Below are 22,327 nucleotides of genomic sequence, written 5' to 3'. Positions count from 1 at the left end.
CACATAAAGAGTCTTTATTTATTTAGGAAAGAGCAGCCACACCCGGTAGCACTTTACCCTCCATATATTCAAGCAAAGCTCCTCCGCCGGTAGAAACATAAGATACTCTGTCACCCATACCAGCATTATTTATAGCTGAGGCAGAATCACCACCCCCAATTAAAGAGAAAGCATTGTTCTCTTCTGTAGCCTGAACTACTGCATCGGCCACGGCATTGGTTCCTTTTGCAAATGTTGGGAATTCAAACACTCCCATCGGGCCGTTCCAAAGTACTGTCTTTGATTTTCTTATCGTTTCAGCAAAAAGCTCTGCAGTTTCAGGTCCAATGTCTAGTCCTTCCCATCCATCAGGAATTTCACCTCTTTTCACTACTTGCGTATTAGCATCATTGCTAAAATCATCGGCGATGAGGTTGTCAAGTGGCATGATAATATTTACGCCCTTCTCCTCAGCTTTCTTTAGTATTTCAAGAGCAAGTTCTTGTTTGTCGGCTTCTAAGAGAGAATTTCCAATCTGTCCTCCAAGGGCCTTGGTAAATGTGTAGGTCATCCCGCCACCAATGATCAGGTTATCTACTTTATCAAGAAGCTTCTCAATAATTAAGATTTTGTCAGAGATTTTAGCTCCACCCATGATAGCCGTGAAAGGGCTTTCGGCGTTTTCCAATACTTTTTGAGCATTGTCGATTTCAGCCTGCATCACTTTGCCACAAACTTTATCAGTAAAGAATTTTCCAACAATAGCTGTAGAGGCATGAGCTCGGTGAGCTGTACCGAAGGCATCATTTACCCAAACGTCACCAAGTTTGGCAAGTTTTGAAGCAAACTCTTCGTTGCCTTTTTCTTCTTCTTTATAAAATCTCAGGTTTTCAAGCAAAAGAACTTCGCCGGGTTTCAATGCTGCTGCCATTTTGCCTGCTTCATCACCGATACAATCGTCAGCGAACTTTACAGTTACACCAAGTTTCAGCGAAAGGGCTGGGACGAGGTGCTTTAATGAATATTTTTCGGTTGGGCCATCTTTTGGTCTGCCAAGGTGAGACATCAGAATACAAGAGCCACCATCAGAAAGAATCTTAGTGATCGTCGGTATCGTTGCTTTAATACGAGTGTCATCAGTTATTTCAAACTGATCGTTTAAAGGAACGTTAAAATCAACACGAACAAGAGCTTTCTTGCCCGAAAAATCATAATTGTCTAGTGTTATCATAGTGTACGTTTAGACCTGTGAGTTTTGCTGTTTTAGCTTAAAAAAAGCGAAACAAAACTAATGTTAATGCTCAAAACTGGTAAATATTGAATGGCTTTATTGTGCTTTTGCAGTGATTCTATTTGATTAGTCCAATTTATTGTTTTGAAAATTCTAACGATTTGAAACTATTTCAAAATTTAATTTTGTGACGGAAAACATTATAAATCAGCACATTGTTTTTAAAGATGGTTTTTGTACTTTTGCACCTCATTTTTGAAAACCATATTTATTTAAATCAATTATCATGTTTCAAAACCAGTACGAGACAGTGTTCATTTTAACTCCCGTTTTGTCTGAAGCCCAGATGAAGGACGCTGTCGAAAAATTCAAAAGTGTGCTGACTGATAATGGTGCTGAGCTATTGAACGAAGAACATTGGGGTCTTCGTAAATTGGCATATCCCATCCAGCATAAATCAACGGGCTACTATCAGTTGTTCGAGTTCAAAGCCGAACCATCCCTGATTGCTACTCTAGAGACAGAGTACAAGCGTGACGAACGCATCATGCGTTTTCTAACTACCAAGTTAGATAAGTATGCTGCTGATTATTCTGCGAGAAGAAGAAGCGGAAAAATCGGTAAGAAAAATCAAGATGCACCTAAAGAAACTCAAAACGCTTAAGAATTATGTCATTAGTAAACGAAAGAGTAGAGCGTAAAGACAGAACGCAAAAGAAATACTGTCGCTTCCAGAAAGCCGGTATTAAGTATGTAGATTATAAGGATCCAAACTTCCTTTTGAAGTTCCTTAATGAGCAGGGCAAAATTCTTCCTAGAAGAATCACAGGAAACAGCCTTAAATTTCAAAGAAAAGTAAGTACAGCTATCAAAAGAGCACGTCATTTGGCTTTATTGCCTTACGTGGCTGATGGCTTAAAATAAAGTCAGGCGGGTTTGTTTAAACCTTTCGCATTCACTATTAATCTGGAATTAAGAAAATGGAAATTATATTAAAAACGGATATTGCGGGCCTTGGCTATAAGAACGATGTTCTTGATGTTAAGCCGGGTTACGGTCGCAATTATTTGATCCCTCAGGGATTTGCGGTTCTAGCTACCGATTCTAACAAAAAGGTACTTGCTGAGAATCTAAGACAAGCTGCTCACAAGGCAGAGAAAATTCAGAAAGAAGCTGAGGAATTGGCAGCTGCTATCGGAGAAACAGTCGTTGAAATCTCAATGAAAGCCGGTGAGTCAGGTAAAATCTTCGGTAGAGTAACGAATACTCAGGTGTCTGATATTCTTGCTTCAAAAGGTTTTGCAGTTGATCGTAAAAAAATCGCCCTGAATGATATCAAGAATATTGGTGAGTACACCGCAATTCTTGACCTTCACAAAGAGGTGAAACACGAAGTGAAAGTTAACGTAGTTGCAGAAGCAAAAGCTGAGTAATTATAAAATCACCAATATGAATGAAAGGCGGGCTGAAAAGCTCGCCTTTTTCATTTGGCTATGATCAAAGATAGGAAGGAAACAAAAAAGCCGGGAGCTAAACTCTCGGCTTCATTTTTATCATTCGCTTTTACGTTTTGTTACTTCAAAGAAGCAATCCACTTGGCGATAATCAAAGCTTCATTTTTAGGAACCTGGGCCATAGGGGCCATCGGTGGATAACCAGGCCAGTTCTTTGGGTTTGGCTTATAAATAAGCTCTACAATCTGCTCAGGCTTATATTTCTTTTTCTGCATTACCTCTTTATAGGCTGGGCCTACGAGCTTTTTGTCAGCATTGTGGCAGGCAAGACAGGTGTTCTTTTGCAATAGCTTTTGCACATTCGGAGGTATACGCGTCTGGGCATGAGATAAAGAAGAAATGCCACCGATAAACAAGAGAGTAACGAGTATTTTTTTCATTTTCAATTTATAGGTTTAAAACGTGATGCAAATATGGTTGATAAACAATGGAATCAATAGCTAAATCCATTCTTTTGGTCAAAACTACTATCGTTTAGACGCCAAAAGGGCTCGTAAGGTTGTTAAGGGACTGTTAAGACCTTACTGATGAACAGAATTTATTTCAAAGCCCTGTGGTTTGTTAGCTGCACGCACAATTTTCCTAATTTTGCAGCTGAACCAATTGTAAAGAATGCTTTACCCAAAAAACGTTGAGAACAAGCTTGGTTTTGATACCATTCGTGAGCTTGTGAAAGAGAGATGTGTGAGTCCGCTTGGACAGGCCTTTGTGGAGAAAATCAGGTTTTCAGATAATTATGATCTGGTAAAAAAGTTGATAGGTCAAACGGCCGAGTTTAAACTGATTTTACAACTGCATTCTTCGTTTCCTGAGCAAAACTATATTGACCTCGCCGACGAACTGGGTAGTATTGAAAAGGAAGGTTCATATCTGTCAGAAGAATTGTTCTTCGATCTCAAATTGTCCCTGAATACCATTCTTCAGATTCAGGATTTTTTCAAAGGAAAAGACGAGCGTTATCCATTGCTGGTGGAGATGGTGAATCAAACGGTCTCAGAAGAGCTTGATTTGTATGACATCGTATCGCAAATCGATGGAGTAATTGACGAACGCGGACAGGTCAGGGATAATGCTTCCAGAGAATTATATGATTTAAGAAGGCGTATTCTTGCTGAACAAAATGCTGTTAGAAAGACCCTTGAAAGAATCTATAAAACGGCCCGAAATTCTGGCTGGATAGGAGAGGAAATGACTCTCACTGTCAGAAACGGTCGCCTGGTTATTCCATTGCTGGCCGAACATAAGCGGAAGATGAAGGGTATTGTTCATGATGAGTCCAGTACAGGTCAAATGGCTTTTGTGGAACCAGCTGAAGTGCTGGAGGCCAATAACGAGATCAGGGACCTTGAAATCAAGGAAAGGCGTGAGGTCATCAGAATTCTAAAAGCTCTGACTTCGGAAATCAGGCCGTATCTGTCCGAGTTAAAGAAGTCTTATTTCTTACTTGGGTTGGTGGATTTTATACGAGCGAAAGCAAAACTTGCGATCGATCTGGATGCCACCGCTCCGCTGCTTGTCAATGAAAAAATTATTGAATGGAACCGTGCACGGCATCCGATTTTATATTTGGCTCATCAAAAATTGAAGAAGCCAACCGTCCCTTTGAAAGTTGAGCTTAATGATGAAAACCGCATTTTGATTGTATCAGGGCCCAATGCCGGTGGGAAATCGGTAATGTTGAAGACGATTGGTCTCAATCAATATATGGCTCAATGTGGTTTTTTGGTCACTATGTCACCTGACTCAAAGCTGGGTATTTTTGGTAACCTGTTCATTGATATTGGTGATGAGCAAAGCATTGAGAATGATTTGAGTACTTACAGTTCTCATTTGACCAATATGAACTTCTTTTTGAGTCATATGAACAAGGAGACCTTGTTCTTAATAGATGAGTTTGGTACTGGAACAGAGCCTAATCTCGGTGGTGCAATAGCTGAATCATTGCTTGAAAATTTTGTAAAGTCAAAGGCCAAAGGGGTAATCAATACTCATTATACTAACCTCAAAATTTTTGCTGATAAAAACCGGGGGCTGATCAATGGGGCCATGAAGTTTGATGCAGAGCAACTGGAGCCACTCTATGAGCTTGAATTAGGAAAGCCAGGTAGCTCTTTCGCTATTGAGGTGGCTGGTAAGATCGGTTTGCCTGATTATATCACTAAAAGAGCTCAGATGAAGTTGGGTACTCAGCAGGTGGATTTTGAGAAGATGCTTAAAGAACTGGAGATTGAGAAAAAGGTATATGCCGAGAAAAATGCTCGTTTCAATGAACAAAATCAGCGATTGAAGCAGAAGCTTGATCAATATACGGGACTGAAGGACTTCTTAGATACGGAGCAAAAGAGAATCCTGAATGATGCAAAGGCAGAGGCTAAAAAGCTTCTTCAGGATACCAACAAGCGAATTGAGAATGCCATTCGTGAAATCAAAGAGAATAAGGCAGAAAAGGAGAGGACGAAAGAATTACGAGAAGAGCTTCAGCAGTTTGAAACAAAACAGCTCAAACAGGAAAAGGTAGAAGAAGGGCCAAAGTGGCAAAAAGAGGAGGGAAAGATAGAGGTAGGGTCTTTCGTGAAAGTGAAGGGACAGCAGACTATTGGCGAGGTCTTAAGCATGAAAGGTAAAGATGCGGAAGTAGCCATTGGTCAGCTGAAAACAAACATAAAAATCAATAGACTGGAGAAAGTCAGCAAAAAGGCCTTCAAGGAGGCCACAAAAGAAAGCCCAAAGAAAAAGCTTGGTGGACTTGATATGAATGAGAAGATGTCAAACTTCAATTTCAACGTTGATATCCGAGGAAAAAGAGCTGAAGAAGCTATGCATGCACTTGATAGTTTGATGGATGATGCCATTATGCTCGGGCATCATGAGCTCAGAATTGTTCATGGCAAAGGGGATGGAATTCTCAGAAATCTGGTGAGAACCCATTTGAAGAGCTATAAGCAAGTTAATAAATTTGAGGATGAACATGCCGACCGGGGTGGGCATGGCGTCACTATTGTAAAATTAACTTAAGCAGACTTCAAGCTGGAAAAAATTAAATTTTCAAGAAAGGCCTCAACTTCTTTTGGGTCTTTTCTTTTTGAGAAATCACAAAGATTTGGAAGGTGATTCATGAAATAAAACTGGCAATGGCTTAGCTCTATAACGGAGCTCGCGAGCGTTCTTGAATAAGAGTAGTCAGCGTTATATTCTTCAAAAATGGACGCGATGAGCGAGCAAAGGTCTTTATAAGGTTTGTAGAACATTTCCTTGTTATGCTCGTCTACATCCTTTGAAAGGTATGTTTTGCTGCTCTCAGCTACTGCTATATGATACAGAGCTTTCTGGTCAAGATCAAGGAACGTTTGCTCTGCGTTATCCTCCCAGACCAGTAAGTCTACGATTTTTTTGATTTTGCTCTCTGGGTCACTGAGGTTGTTTATTTGAAAAAGAACCTGGAACTCAATAAAGCCCCAGTATAAATCCATGAGGTAAATAAGAAGCTTGTGTTTGTTCTCAAAGTACCTGTAAACCGTAGCTTCAGTTGACGGAATCTCGTTTGCCAGTTTTTTAAAGGTAAACTTTTCATAACCCATCTCAGCAATGAGGTCAATAGATCGCTTGATGATCTGCTTCCCTACTTCGCTGCTATCCGGGTCTCTGAGAAACAGGCCCGGGTTCATTCTAACCTGAAAACCTAATTGCATTGTCGTAGTATTTGCTGCAAATATAGAAGTTTTATTGTTATATATATAATAAATGTAAATACATGTAATAGTATTGCTATTATAAATAATTGTTTTTTATCTTTGGGTGAATTTATCAGTTATGGCAAATCAAAAACAATCGGAAATTAGCATTGCAATACGAAAAATATTGTCTCTGCTCTGGCTGGATAAGGGAGATATTACTGCGATATATATATATTCAATATTCGCAGGCCTCGTTTCACTTTCTCTACCTTTGGGTATTCAGACCATCATCGGGTTTGTGCAGGCGGGCTCTATCTCCACCTCTATTGTAGTTTTGATTGCACTGGTTCTATTGGGGACTTTCATAGCCGGTTTTTTACAGGTCAGGCAGCTCCAGTTAATTGAGAAAATTGAACAGAAGCTTTTCGTTAGATATTCCATTGAGTATGCTGAGAGGCTACCTCTCTTAGATATTCAAAAGCTGAATAAATATCATTTGCCAGAGCTTGTTAATCGATTTTTTGATGCTCCGGGCCTCCAGAAAAGTTTACATAAACTGCTGGTAGATATTCCATCGGCGATAATCCAGATTCTTTTCGGGGTCTTGTTATTGTCATTTTATCATCCGCTTTTTATTGCTTTTGGTCTTATCTTACTTGCTATAATAGTCTTGATTTTAAGATTTACGTCAAATAAGGGTTTTTCTACCTCTATTGAAACGAGTGATTATAAATTCAAGTCCGCTTCATGGCTTGAAGAAATGGCCAGAGGGGTGAAGACCTTTAAATACGCTCGTCATACCACGCTTCATCTCAAGAAAATGGATGGGCTCCTGTCAAGATATCTCAATGCAAGAACAAGTCACTTTGGCGTTTTGAAGTTTCAGTATTGGTCATTGATCGTCTTTAAAGTAATTATTACAGCAGCCATGCTGATTCTAGGTGTAACATTACTTGTAGATCAGCAGATAAACATCGGTCAGTTCATTGCTTCTGATATCGTAATTCTTCTGATTCTGGGCTCAGTGGAGAAGATGATCGGGAATATGGATCAGGTTTACGAATCATTAACGGCGGTGGAGAAACTGGATAAAGTGGCGAAGGCGGCCCTTGAGGTTTCAGGTACTTTTGAATTACCTGCAAAAGAAGAGGGGATTTCAGTAGAAATGACCGATGTTACTTTCGGTTATGAGGAGAATGAAACCGTTCTTAATAACTTAAATCTCAAAGTAGAACCTGGTGAATGGTTATTGATTCACGGATCCTCGGGTTCAGGTAAAACGTCCGTTTTAAGATTGCTGACAGGGTCTTTCAGGAAGCGTTCAGGTCAGATTTTGATCGATGGCTTGCCTATTGGTAATTACGATAACGTCTCCCTTAGAAAGCAGATGGGCATTCTTCTTGGAAAGCAAAATATTTTTGAGGGAAGCATTCTTGAGAATATTACACTTGGTGATAATCAGCTGGATCTTGCCTTGGTTAAAAAAGTTTGCGGCTTAACAGGCCTAAGTGAATTTATTGGCAAAACTGAGGATGGAATGAATACTATTCTTGAGCCTTTCGGAAGGCAGCTATCCTCAAAAGAAGTCCATCAGATTTTACTTTCCAGGGCTATTTTACTTCAAAACAGACTTACACTGATGGAGGAGCCATTCCGCTATCTAAGTGAGGAACAGATAGAGGGTATTGTAAACTATTTAAAAGAAACTAAAACCACGGTCATTCTGGCATCAGAGTACATGGCTAACGCTAAATGGTGTGATAAAGTAATTGAACTAAAGCAAAATGCATAGGATACTCGATAAAGATATTGATAATTCGCCCGAACTGAGGCAGCATTTGCCTTCCATCAATGATGTCTATCTCATAAGGCAAAAAAACAAAGCCATTATGTGGTTTCTGTGGCTAAGTCTGCTTTTTGTAGTCATCATGTTTTTGCCTTGGACCCAGAACATTAGAGCCAATGGCAAAGTAACGGCCTTAAGGCCAGAGAATCGTCCTCAGGAGTTGAATGCGTTTATTCCGGGACGTATTGTGAAGTGGTATGTCAAAGAGGGGGATTATGTTTATAAAGGTGACACTCTAGTGCAAATGGCGGAAGTGAAAACCGAATACCTTGACCCCAATCTAACTGACCAGGTAGGTAAGCAAATTGTTGCAAAAAATTTATCCGCTGAGGCTTATCGTAATAAGGCAGACGCGGCATTGGTTCAGATGAATGCCATGCGTGAGGCTAGAGACTTAAAGCTGAGTTCCATTGACAACAAAATTGTTCAGCAACGGTTGAAAATTTCGAGCGATAGTGCAGACTTGGCAGCAGCGGAAAATGCGTTATTGGCGTATACCCGTCAAATTGATGCCGCTCAGAAAATGCTGGATGAAGGAGCCATGTCAATGGTGGAGTTTGAAAAAAGAAGAGTTAATTATCAAAACGGAAAGGCCAAGGTCAATAGCCTTGATAACAAACTCAATCAAAGTAAACAAGAACTTCTCAATCTCAAGATCAACCGAAATGAGGTGGTTCAGGATTATTCTGAAAAACTGGCGAAAACGGAAGGAGAACGTTTTGCAAGTATCTCTTCTGCCACCAGTACAGAGGCTGATATCGCTAAACTGGAGAATCAGCTCTCAAACTATGCCGTCAGAAGGGACTTTCTGTATCTTTTGGCTCCACAAAGCGGGCAGGTCACAAAAGCTAAGAAAGCAGGTATCGGTGAGATTATTAAGGAGGGTGATATGATCATCGAGATTGTTCCTGAAATTAATGAGAAAGCCGTAGAATTATACATCAAACCGATGGATTTACCGCTGATCAGTGTCGGGCAGGATATCCGATTTATTTTTGATGGTTTCCCGGCAATTGTCTTCAGTGGTTGGCCTAATTCAAGCTATGGTACTTTTGGTGGGCAGGTTGCGGCCATAGAGAGCAATACTGATGCTAACGGTCTTTTTAAGATTCTGGTCGTTCCGGATCCCGAAGAAGGAGAGTGGCCCGAGATGCTCAAAATAGGGGGCGGTGCACGTGGAATCGCCTTGCTAAAAGACGTGCCGGTTTACTACGAGCTTTGGAGAAATATCAACGGTTTCCCACCTGAATATTACCAATTTAAACCTGATGAGACGAAAGCTAAAAAATAGTCTTCTGTTATTACTGATCAGTCCGGTTATTTGGGCTCAGGATGTTTTGACACCAGATGCTTTCATGAAAATCATCGGTGAAAATCACCCTGTGGCCAAGCAGGCCGATCTGAGAATCGGGCAGTCTGCAGCGGAGGTACTTTCTTCAAAAGGTATTTTTGACCCGGTTCTTGCCTACGATAGGGATGAGAAAAGACTTTCAGGTGATCAGTATTATCGTTATGATCAACCGGAGCTTAGTTTATTCACGCCATTCGGCATTAAAGTAAAAACGGGTATTGAAAGTAGTGGAGGAGAATACCTGAATCCTCAAAGAACTCCAGGTGTTTTAAGCTATGCCGGTGTGGAACTTCCGGTTCTTCGTGGCCTTCTTTTGGATAAGAAGAGGGCAACACTTCAAAAGGCCAGAATATTCCAGCAAAGTGCCGATGTAGAGAAACGTAGTATGATAAACGACCTTTATGTACAGGCTCTTGGCACTTACTGGGACTGGGCCGCGGCATTTAAGCAGTTAACAGTTTTAGAGCAAAACCTTGAGAACGCCAGAGAACGGTTAGAGCTTACTAAAGTTCTTTATGAAAACGGAGACAAAGCATTGGCAGATACCGTTGAAGCGGCGGGCCAAGTTATTGCTCTTGAACTTGACATTACCTCAGTTCGGCAGGAGTTTTTGAAGAAGGGGGTTGGACTTTCAGAGTTTCTATGGGATACTGACGGGGAAGCCTATTTGCCCGCTCCAACCGTCAGACCTGATACCTTGTTTTTTAATAGTCCACCGGAGTTGTTTAATACAGGCGAATTGATCAGCCAGTTAAATTTACATCCTGATCTGATGATTTATGACTTCAAGCTAAAAGGTCTTGAGGTAGAACAGAGGCTTAAAAGGCAGGATATTTTGCCAGAGCTAAACCTGAAAGCAAATCTGCTTAGCAAAGACTACTACAGTTTTGAAGGAGCCTATAATCCTTATTTAACCAATAATTATAAGTTTGGGATCAGCTTTAACATGCCGCTATTTCTACGTGAGGGCCGGGGGCAATACCAAAAGGCCTCCCTAAAGATTGACGAAACACAGTGGGCTCTGAGGTTAAAGAGACAACAGTTGGAAACTAAAATTCGTCAGTACGACACTGAACTGCGTGCTTTGCAACAACAGATTGGTTTATCTCAAAATCTGGTAGCAAATTATCAAAGACTACTTGACCTGGAGGAGCTGAGATTCTCTCAGGGAGAAAGCTCACTTTTTGTGATTAATTCAAGGCAAAATAAATTATTGGATAGCTATACCAAATTAATTCAACTACAAGCAAAGTATCTTCAAAGTTGGTTTAAACAGCAATGGGTGGCTGGTTTATTAATCTCATAGACTTATGTTACACTTACAGGTTTATTGCAAGTCAGACGAATCGACTCATAAAGTACGTGATCTACTGCTTTTTCATCGCTTTGCCAAAACCGTGGAGGTTGATTGGAATCGAAGCCGCTTTGTGAGCTCCGGAGCTAAAATAACTGAAGAAAAAATCAATAAGATCAGTTGTATTACCAAAGCTGCTTTCTTTGACGAAATTCAGGAACTAATTCATCAAAACTACTCAAAAGAGGAGGTTGAAGTATTTTCGGTGCCACTCATTTCGTTCGACTGGAGTTTGTCTGAGGGTCTGCGTGACGATGACAAATTCAGGAAATCAGCCTAACTTGCTGCCTAAAATGCAGGCTCAGTGAACAAAGATATAGTCAAATTTTGGAAATGGTGGGAGAAGAATGATGTGTTGATCAGGAAGGTTTTGGAGCAGGGTTCTGAAACAAAAATGATGGAATTGAAGGAGCATTTTGATCGTAAAATTCTAAGCTTTGGCCATTTTACTTGGGAGATAAACGAAGGTCAGAGCAAATTGTATTCTTTTGTGCTTTCGCCAAACCGTGAGTTTGACAGACTTCAACTTAGTAAAAAGATTATTAAAAACGCCCCCGAATTAGAACATTGGGAGTTTCTTTACGCCAAGTTGCCCAACAAAAATCCAGAGCCTTTTAAACTTTACGACGAAAACCAGGACCCTGTATTTATAGATCCTTCAAACTGGCAAATTGAATTTGATGAGGGCGTAGTAAAAGTTACAGCTGAAGAATTAAATACTTTAGACGAGGAAACTCGCCAGCACGCTATGGATTTGGTAGCTACTGCTTATTTGGGCGAAGAATTTAGGATACTGAAGGTGAAAGAGATCGTTTTAGTCTGATAAAGGAGAGTCATAAAAAATACCCGGAGCTATGACGTTCCGGGTATTTTCGTTCCGATTAACGAGGGCATTGTCCCTCTATAACTCCAGAGAAAACAGAGCCTGACTCAACCGAGAAGCCAGGTTTTAGCTGAATATTTCTTCCGGCCTTAAAGTCGGTTCTTGAGTTGCCTGTAATATCATTTTCTGCTTGAATAGAAACAACTGCACGCTGATCAGTGGTACCGCCATTGATGTCATCAGTGGTGGATACCAATGAGAGGTTTGAACCAATAATTGAAAAGCTCTCTGAAATAGTAGAGTTAACAACCGGAGCTGTTGAAACTACTTTAATTTTGTAGTTGCTTCCAGACTCAGCATCTGAAGGCATTTGGCAACTGATATTTGAAGGATCATTAGAGAATCCGATAAGGCGTGGGGATATGAATTTCCCATTTTTATCAGATAAATATACCTGATAAAGATTACCAGTCACAAAAGTACCCGTACTGTTTACATTAACGATTAGTTCATCACCATTGCAGAAATGAGTTTGATTCACAACAGGTTTAGAAATGGTGTTTTGCCCGGAAACAATGTAAAACTGGATAACTTCCTGGCCGTAGAGGTCATTACCCTGAGCATTATCCTGATCGTAAGCTGTAGCAATAAAGGTGTAAAGGTTAGGTGAGAGAAAATCACCGCCAAATTGTCCTTCTCCTTCGTATAAGGCGTAAATAGGTTCGTTGTCTTCCCGGTATTGAATCTCGGAAGTTCCACTCAATTGAAGTTTCATACTTTCAATCGGGTTTTCTGAACAATTCGGTTGAGCAAAAATGTTCAGAAGACGGCCCGCCTCAGGTTGAAAACTCAAACCATCTGTTAATTCAGTAACTACCTCTGGTGACGGTCCTCCGTAAACTAAATAGTATTTGAATTTAGAAGGCAGACAATTAACCACAACGGTTGTACTTACCGTATCCACACAATTGTTCGCTCCCTTGACAATCACCTCATAGGTGCCTGCACTGGCTTCCTGAGCCGATGATATGGTTGGTGCTTGAGCAAAACTGTAGAAATTATTAGGTCCGGTCCAGCTAAACTCCACTCCGCTAGCCACCATTAACTGGATCTCATCACCTACATTATATGGACCAGTATTGCTGGCGGAAGTTTCGAAAACAGGGCCTTGTAATTCGATCGGACCACTTAGGGTAACTTCGCATTGGCCATAATCCAAGACAAAGTTGCTATAACTGCCAGAGCTAAGGGTTTGAATCTCAAATTCACCCGAATTCAAGATTACCTGAATCGTGCTTGTCGTATTGTTATTATAGTAATAACTCAAAGAGAAGGTACCATCAGGAACATTAGATGTACTGAAAGAAATGGACCCTTCTGAACCGCCACAGGTCGTAGGGTTAAGGTGGCTTGCCTCAGTCAAAATAGGTTGTAATGGTTGTGTCAACTCAACGGTTGCCGTAGCCGAGCATCCATTAGCATCTGTAACAGTTACCGAATAGGTATTTGCCGAAAGGCCCGTTAAGTCTTGGGTTGTTGCAGAATTTGACCAGCTGTATGAATAACTCTCAGTCCCACCGGTAACGGTCAGATCAATTTCCCCGTCTGCTGATTCATAACATGTCAGGTCTTTTGTTGACGTAATGGTAGCCAGTAAGGTGTCAGGTTGAGTAATTTCAACCGAGGCTGTTGCGGTACAACTGTTAGCATCAGTAACGGTCACCGAATAGATGCCCGCCTGTAGTCCGGTGAGATCTTGAGTGGTGGCCGAATTAGACCAGCTGTAAGAATAATTTTCAGTACCTCCTGAAACGGCCAGATCAATTTCTCCATCTCCGGCTTCATCACAGCTGAGTTTTTTGGAGGAGGTGATGGTAGCAATTAAGGTGTCAGGTTGAGTAATCTCAACAGAGGCCGTAGCTGTACAGTTATTATCATCAGTTACAGTGACGGAATACGTTCCAGCTGCCAGACCACTTAAATCTTCTGTAGTCGCAGAATTTGACCAACTGTAATTATAATGGCCTGATCCGCCTGAAACCTCGAGATCAATGGCTCCATCATTTGACTTATAGCAGCTTAGGTTAGTGGATGAAGATATGGTTGCCACCAATAAATCAGGCTGGTAAATCTGAACCGAGGCGGTTGCGGAGCATCCATTGGCATCCGTGACAGTTACTGAATAGGTATTTGCTGCAAGGCCCGTTAAGTCTTGGGTTGTTGCAGAATTTGACCAGCTGTATGAATAACTCTCAGTCCCACCGGTAACGGTCAGATCAATTTCCCCGTCTGCTGATTCATAACATGTCAGGTCTTTTGTTGACGTAATGGTAGCCAGTAAGGTGTCAGGTTGAGTAATTTCAACAGAGGCTGTTGCGGTACAACTATTAGCATCAGTAACGGTCACCGAATAGATGCCCGCCTGCAGTCCCATGAGATCCTGAGTGGTGGCCGAATTCGACCAGCTGTAAGAATAGCTTTCAGTTCCACCAGAAACAGTCAGGTCAATTTCCCCGTCGCCGGCTTCATCACATGAGAGGTTTTCAGAGGAAGTGATGGTTGCAATTAAGGTATCCGGCTGAGTGATTACAACGGAGGCTGTTGCTGTACAATTCCTGCCGTCTGCAACCGTAACGGTGTAAGAACCTGCGGAGAGGTTTGTGCCTGTTGTCAAAACCCCACCTAAAGGGCTCCAGGAGTACGTATAATTACCATCTCCACCTGTTGCAGAAACTACTGCTGATCCGTTGTTAAAACCGAAACAGGAAACGTTGGTTGAACTAGTAATACTTGCAGACATAAGTGCGTAAGTCTGAAAAGGAGTTGGGTCATTTTCTCCGGTTTCATTTGCAATAGAGTTACCGTTAGGGTCAGGGTTTGATCCATTGTCGGACAAGTCCGATATCTGTTTATTGTTACTGTTTGTAGCATAAATTATTGAGCTAATCGAATAAAGTTGGTTCGAAGGATTGTTGAGTTTTATTTTGAGAACTATTCTTTCAATTCCGTTCCCGGAACTTACTGAAGAAGGCAATAAAATGTCTTTTTCTTCAGAACCATCAAATCCTTCATTTAGATCAAGACCTCTTTGTTCGGTTGTTAGTTCAGGTGTTTGCTCAATGGTGTAGGAACCAGAGCCGAATAAATCATCCAGGTCAAGTTGAAGGCTTAGAGAATCGAGCGAGGTGGAGCCCAAATTTTGAATTCCGTAAGTCAATGTTATGACTCCGTCACAATCAACTGACGATTGCATGGCAAGGCCTATTGAGGAATCATCGACTGAAAATAAAGTTGGATCATTTTCTCCCTGACTAAATGGAATACCATTCCCATCAGGATCAGGATCCGTTCCACTATCAGACCAATCTCCAGTAAAGCTATTGTCAGGGGCAGTTCCTTTTAATAACATTTGACAGGAATAATTGCCTGTTCCGGCACCATTATCGACGACAGTTGAGATTTCAATGACCATTCTGATATGGGCCGTGGATATTCCACCTAAAGTAGAACCAGTCTGAATGATAGAAATATCAGCAGAACCATCAAAAGAGGGGTTTAGCGTTATTGTCCCCGGGTCATCTATTAATGCAGGAGCGGTTTTGACGATATAGTTACCTGCCCCGAAAACATCATCCAGATTTTTATTTAACAGTAGATTTGAAATTTGAGAGTTTTCAAAATTTTCTAAATAGATATCCAATGTTACCTCGTTCCCGGAGACCGTCGCATCCAGGGCCATACCGAGAGACTTGCCTGCATTCAGATCGGCGGTAGAGGCATCATTTTCTCCGGCTTCATTGGCATTACCATCTTGATCGGGATCAGTTTCAAGACCTTCGTCTGAAATATCCGTTTGGGTTTGATTATCAGGTGATAATGCAGAGGTATTTGCATTGCTTTTATAAATTCCAAAGCCATTACCTTGATTTGTAACGGTATTTACGGTTAATGCAAATAGTATTTCTGCCTTTTCTTTAGGAAGAAGAGTGCCACCGAAAACTAAAGTTTGAGCAAAGGTGCCATCGAAGGCATTTATCACATTGATAGTTGAAGGACCTGATATTTTGACTGGCTGCTGAAGAACTGAATAGTTTCCAAATCCGAAAACACTGAAAAGGTTATTGGTTACCGAAACATCGGTTAGAGGCAGGTTACCGATGTTTTCTATTGTGTACAGGTAATAAACATTATTTCCTGAAACGGCCGCTATTTTGGCAATACCTATACCTGGCGATCCCAGAGCAATTTGAGTAATGTCATCTTCATTAGCATCTCCTGCACTATTATTATTATTCTGATCAGGTTCAACACCGGAATCTGACAAATCTTTTACTCTAAGGCCAGAAATATTACTTCCTGAAAAAATGGCCTGAGCTTGATGAACTCCCATACCATTTCCAAGATCAGTAAGAGCGTTCACATGCACCGTTAGTTGAATTTGTGCAGTAGCCGTGTTATTTATGGATGAACCCGAAGAAAATAATTCTGTATTCGTTGATCCGTTAAAACTGCCATTAAGCATCATTGTTCCAGGGTCACTGATAAAAGCCGGAGCTGATGAGATAGAGAAATTACCAGCACCGAATGTTTCTTCCAGATCTAATAATAGAGAGAGATTATTAGAAGGGGCAGCCCCAAAGCCCTCGAGATAAAGATCAAGTGTTACGTCTAGTCCGTTGGAGATGGTGGCATTCAGAGCGGTCCCTATTGGGTCAACAGCCAAGTTGATATAATCCGGGTCGTTTTCACCAGCTTCGTTGGCATTGTTGTCACCATCTGGATCTGGGTCTGTTCCAGAGTCAGAAAGGTCTTCAAAGTAACCTGATGAAGCACTTTTAGCGGTCACTGTGTTTTGCAATACATAAGTGCCCAGCCCGTTACCGGTGTTTTCTATATTGTTAAGGTTAATAATTATTCTAATTTGGGCAGTTTCACCTACAGCTAATGAACTGGTTCCCAAATCAAAAAGGGCACTGTTAGCTAACGTTCCATCATAAGCGGGGTTTATTTGTAAAGTGCCGGGGTCATCAACGAATGTTGGAACGCCGGTGATGGTAAAATTGCCGTTACCAAAAAATTGCTCCAGGTTTATCGGAAGCGAAATCTCGGATAAAGAGACATTACCTAAATTCTCAAGGTAATAGTCCAAAATAATTTCATTTCCATTTTCTGTTGAGTTTAAGGCAAGCCCAATGGAAGGTAAAAGGTTGACATCAATTTCGGTTGGAGTCATCTCGTCTGGATTGCCGTTTCCATCGGGGTCAGGATTATTACCTTCTGTTGAGACGTCCGAAACAGGATCAGTTTCAGGGTTTGATCCGTCTACAGTTGCTTGAGCTTGATATATTCCAAGTCCAAAACCCTGATCTGTCATGTTTATTAGGACATGGCCAATTTTAAAAACAACGCTTTCCCCCGGATCAAGATAGCTTCCCGAACTTAGAAGGTTGGTGTTGGTACTTCCGTTATACGCTGCATTGTAACTTATTGTTAAACTTCCGCTGACATGAACGGGGTTTTGAGTGTGGACATAATTTCCTGCACCATAGACTGCATTTAGATCCTGATTTATGGAGATGCCTGATACTCTTCTATTACCAAAGTTCTCGAGGGTATAAAACAGTTCTATGTTAGGTTGGCCAGAATTAGAAACCAGTTTGTATTCAATAGAAAGTCCTAAAAGGTCAATGCTACTCACAGAGAAAGTGGTTGCATCATTCTCCCCTGCTTCATTTGGATTTCCATTTCCATTAGGATCAGGATCAGTGCCGTCATCAGAAAGATCACTGGTGAATGCACCGTTCACCGAATAAGCCTGAGCTGTTGCCTGATTGCTATAATTCCCTTCACCTAGACCTTGGTCGCTCAGGATTATGTTTTCTGCTGTGAAACGAAAAATATTGACTTCTCCGGGAGCCAAAGTGCCTCCTGAAATGAGTTCAGTATCAAAATTGCCATCAAATGAGGTATTCAGGGTTGTTCCCGGAGAAACTGTTAGACTTGTAAGCCCTGTTATGTTAAAATTTCCTGCTCCAAAAACATCTTTCAGATTATCCCGTAACGAAATATTGGTAAGGTTTACATCACCAAGGTTCTCGAGATAAATGTCAAAGGTAACCTCTCCGTTATTCACTGTTGCGGTTTTTGAAACGCCAATCACAGGATTCTCGCCAATAACGAATACGGTCGGATCATTTTCGTCGGGGTCGCCCGGGCTGTTGTTGCCATTGGGGTCTGGGTTAACTCCCTGATCCGAAACATCTGATGTTGTCTTTCCTCCTGAAGATTGCCCGGACGCCGTCGCCTGATTAGAATAAACGCCAAGCCCATTCCCTTGATTAATAACATTATTGACGGTAACGGTCAGCTGCACTTGAGCTGTTATACCAACATTTATGAAACTGGAAGTATTCAAAAGATTGGTGTTAGAACTTCCGTTAAATGATGTATTGGCAGTCAAATTGGGTCCACTAATAATAGATGGGCCTGAAGAAATTGAATAATTTCCAGCTCCAAAAACTGCGTCCAGATCGTCTGTTATGCTGAGATTTTGTATGTTCCGGTTTCCAAAATTTTCTAAAAAGAAATTGAATGTTACATCTTGTCCATTTACAGATGTGGTTTTGGCAATACCTATAATTGGGTTCTGTAGTAAATCAATTATTGTGGGGTCATCTTCTCCTGCATCACCTGGATCCTGATTTCCATTTGGGTCTGGGTTATTACCAAAGTCGGAGAGATCAGAAAAAGGTTGAGAGTTCTTATCCTCAGCAGTAACTGTAACTTGATTTGAATAGAGACCAAAACCTAACCCTTGGTCTGTAACGGATTGAATTGAAATACCAAGGGTTATTTGAGCAGTTTGGCCTGCTTTCAAAAATGAGTTGTTTACGTCTAAAAGGCTTGTTTGAGTAGAGCCATTATAATTTGAATTTGCCACCAGATTTCCGGTGGTGGATGGAGGCGAAGAAACGGTATAGTTACCAGCCCCAAAAACTGCATCAAGGTCATCGATTACCTGAATTTTAAAGAGTGTATCATTTTCAAATGACTCGATGGTAAAAGTTAAAACCTGCTCTCGGCCAAGAGGTTGAACATTTTTGGCAATTCCAATGCCTTGTGAAAAAGCCGATGTGGTGAGAAGGAAGAGGGCTAAAACGGAAAGAAGTAAATGTTTTAACATAAAGTCTTAGGGTTCTGAGTGAAACTCAAAGCGGTTTGATGTGATCTGATGACATAGGGGCATGCAGCCTATTTTTATTTCACGGCTAAAATTCAGCTATCTGAAAGTGGTACTTTTGAAATTATTAGTTAGCGTAAGTCCTTCTGGCATCTATTCCAAAGATATGGCATTTGTACAAGGCGTCAAGCACCAAAGAGGATAAAATGCAGCTCAGAATTTGAAGATTATTGAATTACTTTCTCACTGTTATTTTTTTGAAAATCTTAAGTGTCTGTTAACAAGGGATTTGTATTTTTATTTTGTTAAGATTTCTTCCAAATTGAAAATGTCAGTTCAATGCCTCATTTTTTATTCGGTTTGAAGTTTTCAATGAAAATGTTCGGGCTGAAAACCGAACTTTCTGCAAAAAACTTCGTCTTAAAAGTGAAGTAAAGTTCTTCTGTTTTATATTTACGTCGTAACAGAATTTAAGAAACAAGAAATGTCATCATCCAAAAACGTACTTATCGCTGAAGATTCTTCGGTTATTCAAAACCTTGCAAAAAAGATTCTGGAGTTTCAAAACTTCAAAATCACAGCTGTAAAAAATGGTGAGCAGGTTATTCAATTACTTGAGAAAGAGTCTTTTGATATTGTACTACTTGATATCAATATGCCTGTAATGGATGGCCTGGAGTGTGTAGCAGCCATTCGTGAGAATGATAAAACCGCGGACTTACCCGTAGTAGCGATAACAGGAAATGCCAGAAATTACACTGAAGAAGAATACAAAGACGCTGGCTTCAATGAGGTTCTAATGAAGCCATTGAACTTTGATATGCTGGTTAAGGTAGTAAAAGACCTTACCGAAGCATAATTTCAAAGCGGGCATGAAAATAACAATTTTAGGAACGGGCACTTCATCTGGGGTGCCCGTTCTTACGTGTGAGTGCCCCGTTTGCCTTTCAGAAAACCCTAAAGATAAGCGATTAAGAGTCTCTGTTATCGTTCAACATGAAGACTCAAATGTGCTGATAGATTCCGGTCCTGACCTGCGTCAGCAACTCCTCACAACAGGGATAAAATCCCTTGACGCTGTTGTTTATACGCATGAGCACAAAGACCATACTGCTGGTTTAGATGATGTCAGGCCTTTCAATTATATCCACGGTAAAAAGTATCTCAATCTGTACGGCAGAGAGCAGGTGCTTGATCAACTCAAACGGGAGTTTCATTATGCTTTTCAGGAAGAAGCCTACCCGGGAGTTCCTTTGATTCATACCAATGTTATTGAAAATAAACCCTTTGAAATTGAAGGATTGACTTTTCAGCCTATTGAAGTACTTCATTATAAGCTTCCCGTTTTCGGTTTTAGAATTAAGGATTTTGTGTACATCACTGACGCCAACTATATATCGGAGGAAGAGAAAGAAAAGGTAAAAGGCTGCCGCATTTTGGTTTTGGATGCTTTACAAAAACAAGATCATATCTCACACTTTACTTTATCTCAAGCCATTGAATTAGCTCTTGAGATTGGTGCCGAGAAAACATACTTCACTCATATTTCGCACAAAATGGGGCTTCATAATGAGGTCAATTCCGAGCTCCCCGCTGGTATAGAACTGGCCTATGACGGGCTGAGTTTTGAGATTTGAGGGCAGTGGTGAAATTTTTAGCATAATCAGGAAAGAATTGGGTCGCTTCGGTTCAAATCGAATAAATTGCAGCTATGGCTGAGAATGAGAACGTCGTATTGCCTCCTAAATACTATCTGGATTATTTCAATTATCTGCTTGATTTTGTCAAAGACAAGTACAAGCACATTCTTAATGAAGGCGAGTGGCGATTTTTGAGGAAATACTATGCTCTCTCAGAGGATTCACAATGTCTTTTTATTCGGTTTACCAATCGTCGGGGGGCTTTTTTCAAAACGGAAGGCCTGTATTATGAAGAGCTGGCGGCAATTCCCGAATTGCTTGATGAGCTGTTAGAGAAGGAGTTTGCCGAGCCCCTTTCAGAAATTCATACTGATCGGGTGCCTGAACTTTTACATTTATGTACAAAAGCAGATTTACTCAAAATCGCTCCAGAAAGCGTCAAAAAAAGCTGGTCTAAACAGGAGATTTCATTACTGCTTAGAGAGCAACTGGAGCCTGAGGAAATTATTGAGGGGATTGATCAACTCTTTTCTCTCATAAAGGTCAATTTTGAATACGAGACGGCTTTTTTGAGATTTCTTTTTTTTGGGAATCGTTACATGGATATGACCGAGTTTGTGGTCAGAGACCTCGGCTTTGTTCAATATTTTCAACATGACGACGATAAACTGGTCGCCCGTTTTGATACTCGTAAGGACGCTGAAGACAAATGGATGCTCACTGATCAGGCTGACCTTTTTGAGTCGTTGAAGAAAACGGCTGAGCCTGAAGAAATTTACGACTGGTTTGACACTTTTCATGACTCATTACGGGAATTGAGTGAGGTGGCAAAGCCCTCGCTGGAGCGGTTAAAATTAAAAGTTGGTCGCCATCTTGAGCGAGAGCAAAGACTGGAGCTGGCAGTGGAGGTTTATAAAACTTGTGTTTTGCCTCAGGCGAAAGAACGCCGTGTTCGCTGCCTTACGAAGCTGAAGAATTTTGAAGAGGCTCTTGAGCTTTGTGAAGATATGATTACTAACAGCACCAATGCCGACGAGCACTTTTTTGCTAAAGACTTTGCTGATCGTATGCTGCGGAATAAAAACCGTAGGAAGAAACTCACCACCGAAAAGCTACATGAGGCTGAGAAAATTACGGTTCCTAAGGTGTATCGTGGCCAGGTGGAGCTGGGGACTATTGAGCACTATTTAGCCGAGGGTAAGTTTGCGATGTTCTCCGAGAATCACCTGTGGCGAGGTATTTTCGGACTTATTTTCTGGGATATTATTTTTGATCCGGCCTTGGTTGCTTTTCATCATCCTTTTCAGCGGAGGCCTTCAGATCTCCATCTTCCAGATTTTTATGAAAAAAGAAAGGAGATTATTCATGGCCATTTGGATGGTTTTGAAGATACCGATGATCTGCTTCTGCTCATGCGAAACAATTTTGTGAAGCATGAAGGCATCGCAAACCCTTTTGTGATCTGGATGGAAGGCATTTGGGAGGGTATTTTGTTGGCCACCAAGTTTATAGGACTTGAAAAGCTGAAGCCTATTTTGATTCACATCTCAAAAGATATCGCCGAGAATTCCAGAGGCTTTCCCGATCTTTTTGTTTGGGATCAGGAGGGGTATGAGTTTATTGAAGTCAAATCACCAACGGATAATCTTTCTAATCGGCAGTTATTCTGGCTCGGTTATTTTGAAGAAAATGATATTAATGCCCGGGTATTGAGGGTGTTTTTTGAGGATTAGTT

General features: G+C 41.0%; 16 protein-coding genes. 12 read left to right on the top strand and 4 right to left on the bottom strand.

Features of this window, described 5'->3' with window-relative positions; all coding sequences use genetic code 11:
• Window positions 1-22 precede the first annotated feature (22 nt).
• Entirely contained in the window at window positions 23-1,210 is a 1,188-nt protein-coding gene (locus tag AFM12_RS13875) for a phosphoglycerate kinase (RefSeq protein ID WP_055149250.1), read from the bottom strand.
• 286 nt (window positions 1,211-1,496) lie between these two features.
• Here AFM12_RS13875 and rpsF point away from each other — a divergent pair, with 286 nt between their 5' ends.
• Genes rpsF through rplI form a run of 3 tightly spaced genes read left to right on the top strand, consistent with a single transcriptional unit; the run spans window position 1,497 to window position 2,643 of the window.
• On the top strand, window positions 1,497-1,874 hold the full coding sequence (rpsF, locus tag AFM12_RS13870) for a 30S ribosomal protein S6 (protein ID WP_055149248.1): 378 nt from the start codon (window positions 1,497-1,499) through the stop codon (window positions 1,872-1,874).
• A 5-nt stretch (window positions 1,875-1,879) separates the two neighbouring features.
• The gene (gene rpsR, locus AFM12_RS13865; protein ID WP_055149246.1) at window positions 1,880-2,134 is read left to right on the top strand and encodes a 30S ribosomal protein S18; all 255 of its coding nucleotides are present in this window, start codon (window positions 1,880-1,882) and stop codon (window positions 2,132-2,134) included.
• Window positions 2,135-2,190: 56 nt separating this feature from the next.
• Window positions 2,191-2,643 (top strand): 50S ribosomal protein L9, encoded by a 453-nt coding sequence (rplI, locus tag AFM12_RS13860; protein ID WP_055149244.1) that lies wholly within the window; start codon window positions 2,191-2,193, stop codon window positions 2,641-2,643.
• Window positions 2,644-2,783: 140 nt separating this feature from the next.
• Here the strand turns inward: rplI and AFM12_RS13855 are convergent, their stop codons facing one another.
• A complete protein-coding gene (locus AFM12_RS13855; protein WP_055149242.1) occupies window positions 2,784-3,104 on the bottom strand; it encodes a c-type cytochrome in 321 nt (106 codons plus the stop codon).
• 232 nt (window positions 3,105-3,336) lie between these two features.
• Between AFM12_RS13855 and AFM12_RS13850 the strand changes: the two genes are divergently transcribed.
• Window positions 3,337-5,739: an endonuclease MutS2 gene (locus AFM12_RS13850; RefSeq protein ID WP_055149241.1), complete on the top strand. Its 2,403-nt coding sequence runs from the start codon at window positions 3,337-3,339 to the stop codon at window positions 5,737-5,739.
• Here the strand turns inward: AFM12_RS13850 and AFM12_RS13845 are convergent.
• Complete coding sequence (locus AFM12_RS13845; protein WP_055149239.1) at window positions 5,736-6,413, bottom strand: TetR/AcrR family transcriptional regulator; 678 nt, start codon at window positions 6,411-6,413, stop codon at window positions 5,736-5,738. The genes AFM12_RS13850 and AFM12_RS13845 overlap by 4 nt on opposite strands.
• A gap of 121 nt (window positions 6,414-6,534) precedes the next feature.
• Between AFM12_RS13845 and AFM12_RS13840 the strand changes: the two genes are divergently transcribed.
• Genes AFM12_RS13840 through AFM12_RS13820 form a run of 5 tightly spaced genes read left to right on the top strand, consistent with a single transcriptional unit; the run spans window position 6,535 to window position 11,772 of the window.
• Window positions 6,535-8,190: a peptidase domain-containing ABC transporter gene (locus tag AFM12_RS13840; protein ID WP_055149237.1), complete on the top strand. Its 1,656-nt coding sequence runs from the start codon at window positions 6,535-6,537 to the stop codon at window positions 8,188-8,190.
• On the top strand, window positions 8,183-9,535 hold the full coding sequence (locus AFM12_RS13835) for an HlyD family secretion protein (protein ID WP_055149235.1): 1,353 nt from the start codon (window positions 8,183-8,185) through the stop codon (window positions 9,533-9,535). The genes AFM12_RS13840 and AFM12_RS13835 overlap by 8 nt, the downstream gene beginning before the upstream one ends.
• On the top strand, window positions 9,513-10,901 hold the full coding sequence (locus AFM12_RS13830) for a TolC family protein (RefSeq protein WP_055149233.1): 1,389 nt from the start codon (window positions 9,513-9,515) through the stop codon (window positions 10,899-10,901). Before AFM12_RS13835 ends, AFM12_RS13830 begins: the two co-directional genes overlap by 23 nt.
• Before the next feature lie 4 nt (window positions 10,902-10,905).
• A complete protein-coding gene (locus tag AFM12_RS13825; RefSeq protein WP_131458366.1) occupies window positions 10,906-11,229 on the top strand; it encodes a hypothetical protein in 324 nt (107 codons plus the stop codon).
• Between the two features lie 24 nt (window positions 11,230-11,253).
• Entirely contained in the window at window positions 11,254-11,772 is a 519-nt protein-coding gene (locus AFM12_RS13820) for a hypothetical protein (RefSeq protein ID WP_055149229.1), read from the top strand.
• A gap of 58 nt (window positions 11,773-11,830) precedes the next feature.
• Here the strand turns inward: AFM12_RS13820 and AFM12_RS13815 are convergent, their stop codons facing one another.
• Complete coding sequence (locus tag AFM12_RS13815) at window positions 11,831-18,955, bottom strand: SprB repeat-containing protein (protein ID WP_055149226.1); 7,125 nt, start codon at window positions 18,953-18,955, stop codon at window positions 11,831-11,833.
• A gap of 481 nt (window positions 18,956-19,436) precedes the next feature.
• On the opposite strand from AFM12_RS13815, the gene AFM12_RS13810 reads away from it, so the two are divergent.
• The 3 genes from AFM12_RS13810 (at window position 19,437) to AFM12_RS13800 (ending at window position 22,325) form a co-directional block, all read left to right on the top strand.
• Entirely contained in the window at window positions 19,437-19,811 is a 375-nt protein-coding gene (locus tag AFM12_RS13810) for a response regulator (RefSeq protein ID WP_055149224.1), read from the top strand.
• Window positions 19,812-19,824: 13 nt separating this feature from the next.
• Window positions 19,825-20,589, top strand: coding sequence for an MBL fold metallo-hydrolase (locus AFM12_RS13805; protein ID WP_055149222.1), 765 nt, complete (start codon window positions 19,825-19,827; stop codon window positions 20,587-20,589).
• A 74-nt stretch (window positions 20,590-20,663) separates the two neighbouring features.
• On the top strand, window positions 20,664-22,325 hold the full coding sequence (locus AFM12_RS13800) for a VRR-NUC domain-containing protein (RefSeq protein WP_055149220.1): 1,662 nt from the start codon (window positions 20,664-20,666) through the stop codon (window positions 22,323-22,325).
• The last annotated feature ends 2 nt before the right edge of the window (window positions 22,326-22,327 follow it).

Origin of the sequence: Jiulongibacter sediminis (genome assembly GCF_001306455.1) — a bacterium.
GTDB lineage: Bacteria > Bacteroidota > Bacteroidia > Cytophagales > Spirosomataceae > Jiulongibacter > Jiulongibacter sediminis.
This window is presented reverse-complemented; position numbering and strand designations above follow the sequence as displayed.

Coding starts and splice junctions, on each gene's coding strand:
- AFM12_RS13875 (WP_055149250.1), bottom strand. CDS start 1,210: ATGATAACACTAGACAATTATGATTTTTCGGGCAAGAAAGCTCTTGTT.
- rpsR (WP_055149246.1), top strand. CDS start 1,880: ATGTCATTAGTAAACGAAAGAGTAGAGCGTAAAGACAGAACGCAAAAG.
- AFM12_RS13850 (WP_055149241.1), top strand. CDS start 3,337: ATGCTTTACCCAAAAAACGTTGAGAACAAGCTTGGTTTTGATACCATT.
- AFM12_RS13825 (WP_131458366.1), top strand. CDS start 10,906: ATGTTACACTTACAGGTTTATTGCAAGTCAGACGAATCGACTCATAAA.
- rpsF (WP_055149248.1), top strand. CDS start 1,497: ATGTTTCAAAACCAGTACGAGACAGTGTTCATTTTAACTCCCGTTTTG.
- AFM12_RS13835 (WP_055149235.1), top strand. CDS start 8,183: ATGCATAGGATACTCGATAAAGATATTGATAATTCGCCCGAACTGAGG.
- AFM12_RS13815 (WP_055149226.1), bottom strand. CDS start 18,955: ATGTTAAAACATTTACTTCTTTCCGTTTTAGCCCTCTTCCTTCTCACC.
- AFM12_RS13830 (WP_055149233.1), top strand. CDS start 9,513: ATGAGACGAAAGCTAAAAAATAGTCTTCTGTTATTACTGATCAGTCCG.
- rplI (WP_055149244.1), top strand. CDS start 2,191: ATGGAAATTATATTAAAAACGGATATTGCGGGCCTTGGCTATAAGAAC.
- AFM12_RS13810 (WP_055149224.1), top strand. CDS start 19,437: ATGTCATCATCCAAAAACGTACTTATCGCTGAAGATTCTTCGGTTATT.
- AFM12_RS13840 (WP_055149237.1), top strand. CDS start 6,535: ATGGCAAATCAAAAACAATCGGAAATTAGCATTGCAATACGAAAAATA.
- AFM12_RS13800 (WP_055149220.1), top strand. CDS start 20,664: ATGGCTGAGAATGAGAACGTCGTATTGCCTCCTAAATACTATCTGGAT.
- AFM12_RS13805 (WP_055149222.1), top strand. CDS start 19,825: ATGAAAATAACAATTTTAGGAACGGGCACTTCATCTGGGGTGCCCGTT.
- AFM12_RS13845 (WP_055149239.1), bottom strand. CDS start 6,413: ATGCAATTAGGTTTTCAGGTTAGAATGAACCCGGGCCTGTTTCTCAGA.
- AFM12_RS13855 (WP_055149242.1), bottom strand. CDS start 3,104: ATGAAAAAAATACTCGTTACTCTCTTGTTTATCGGTGGCATTTCTTCT.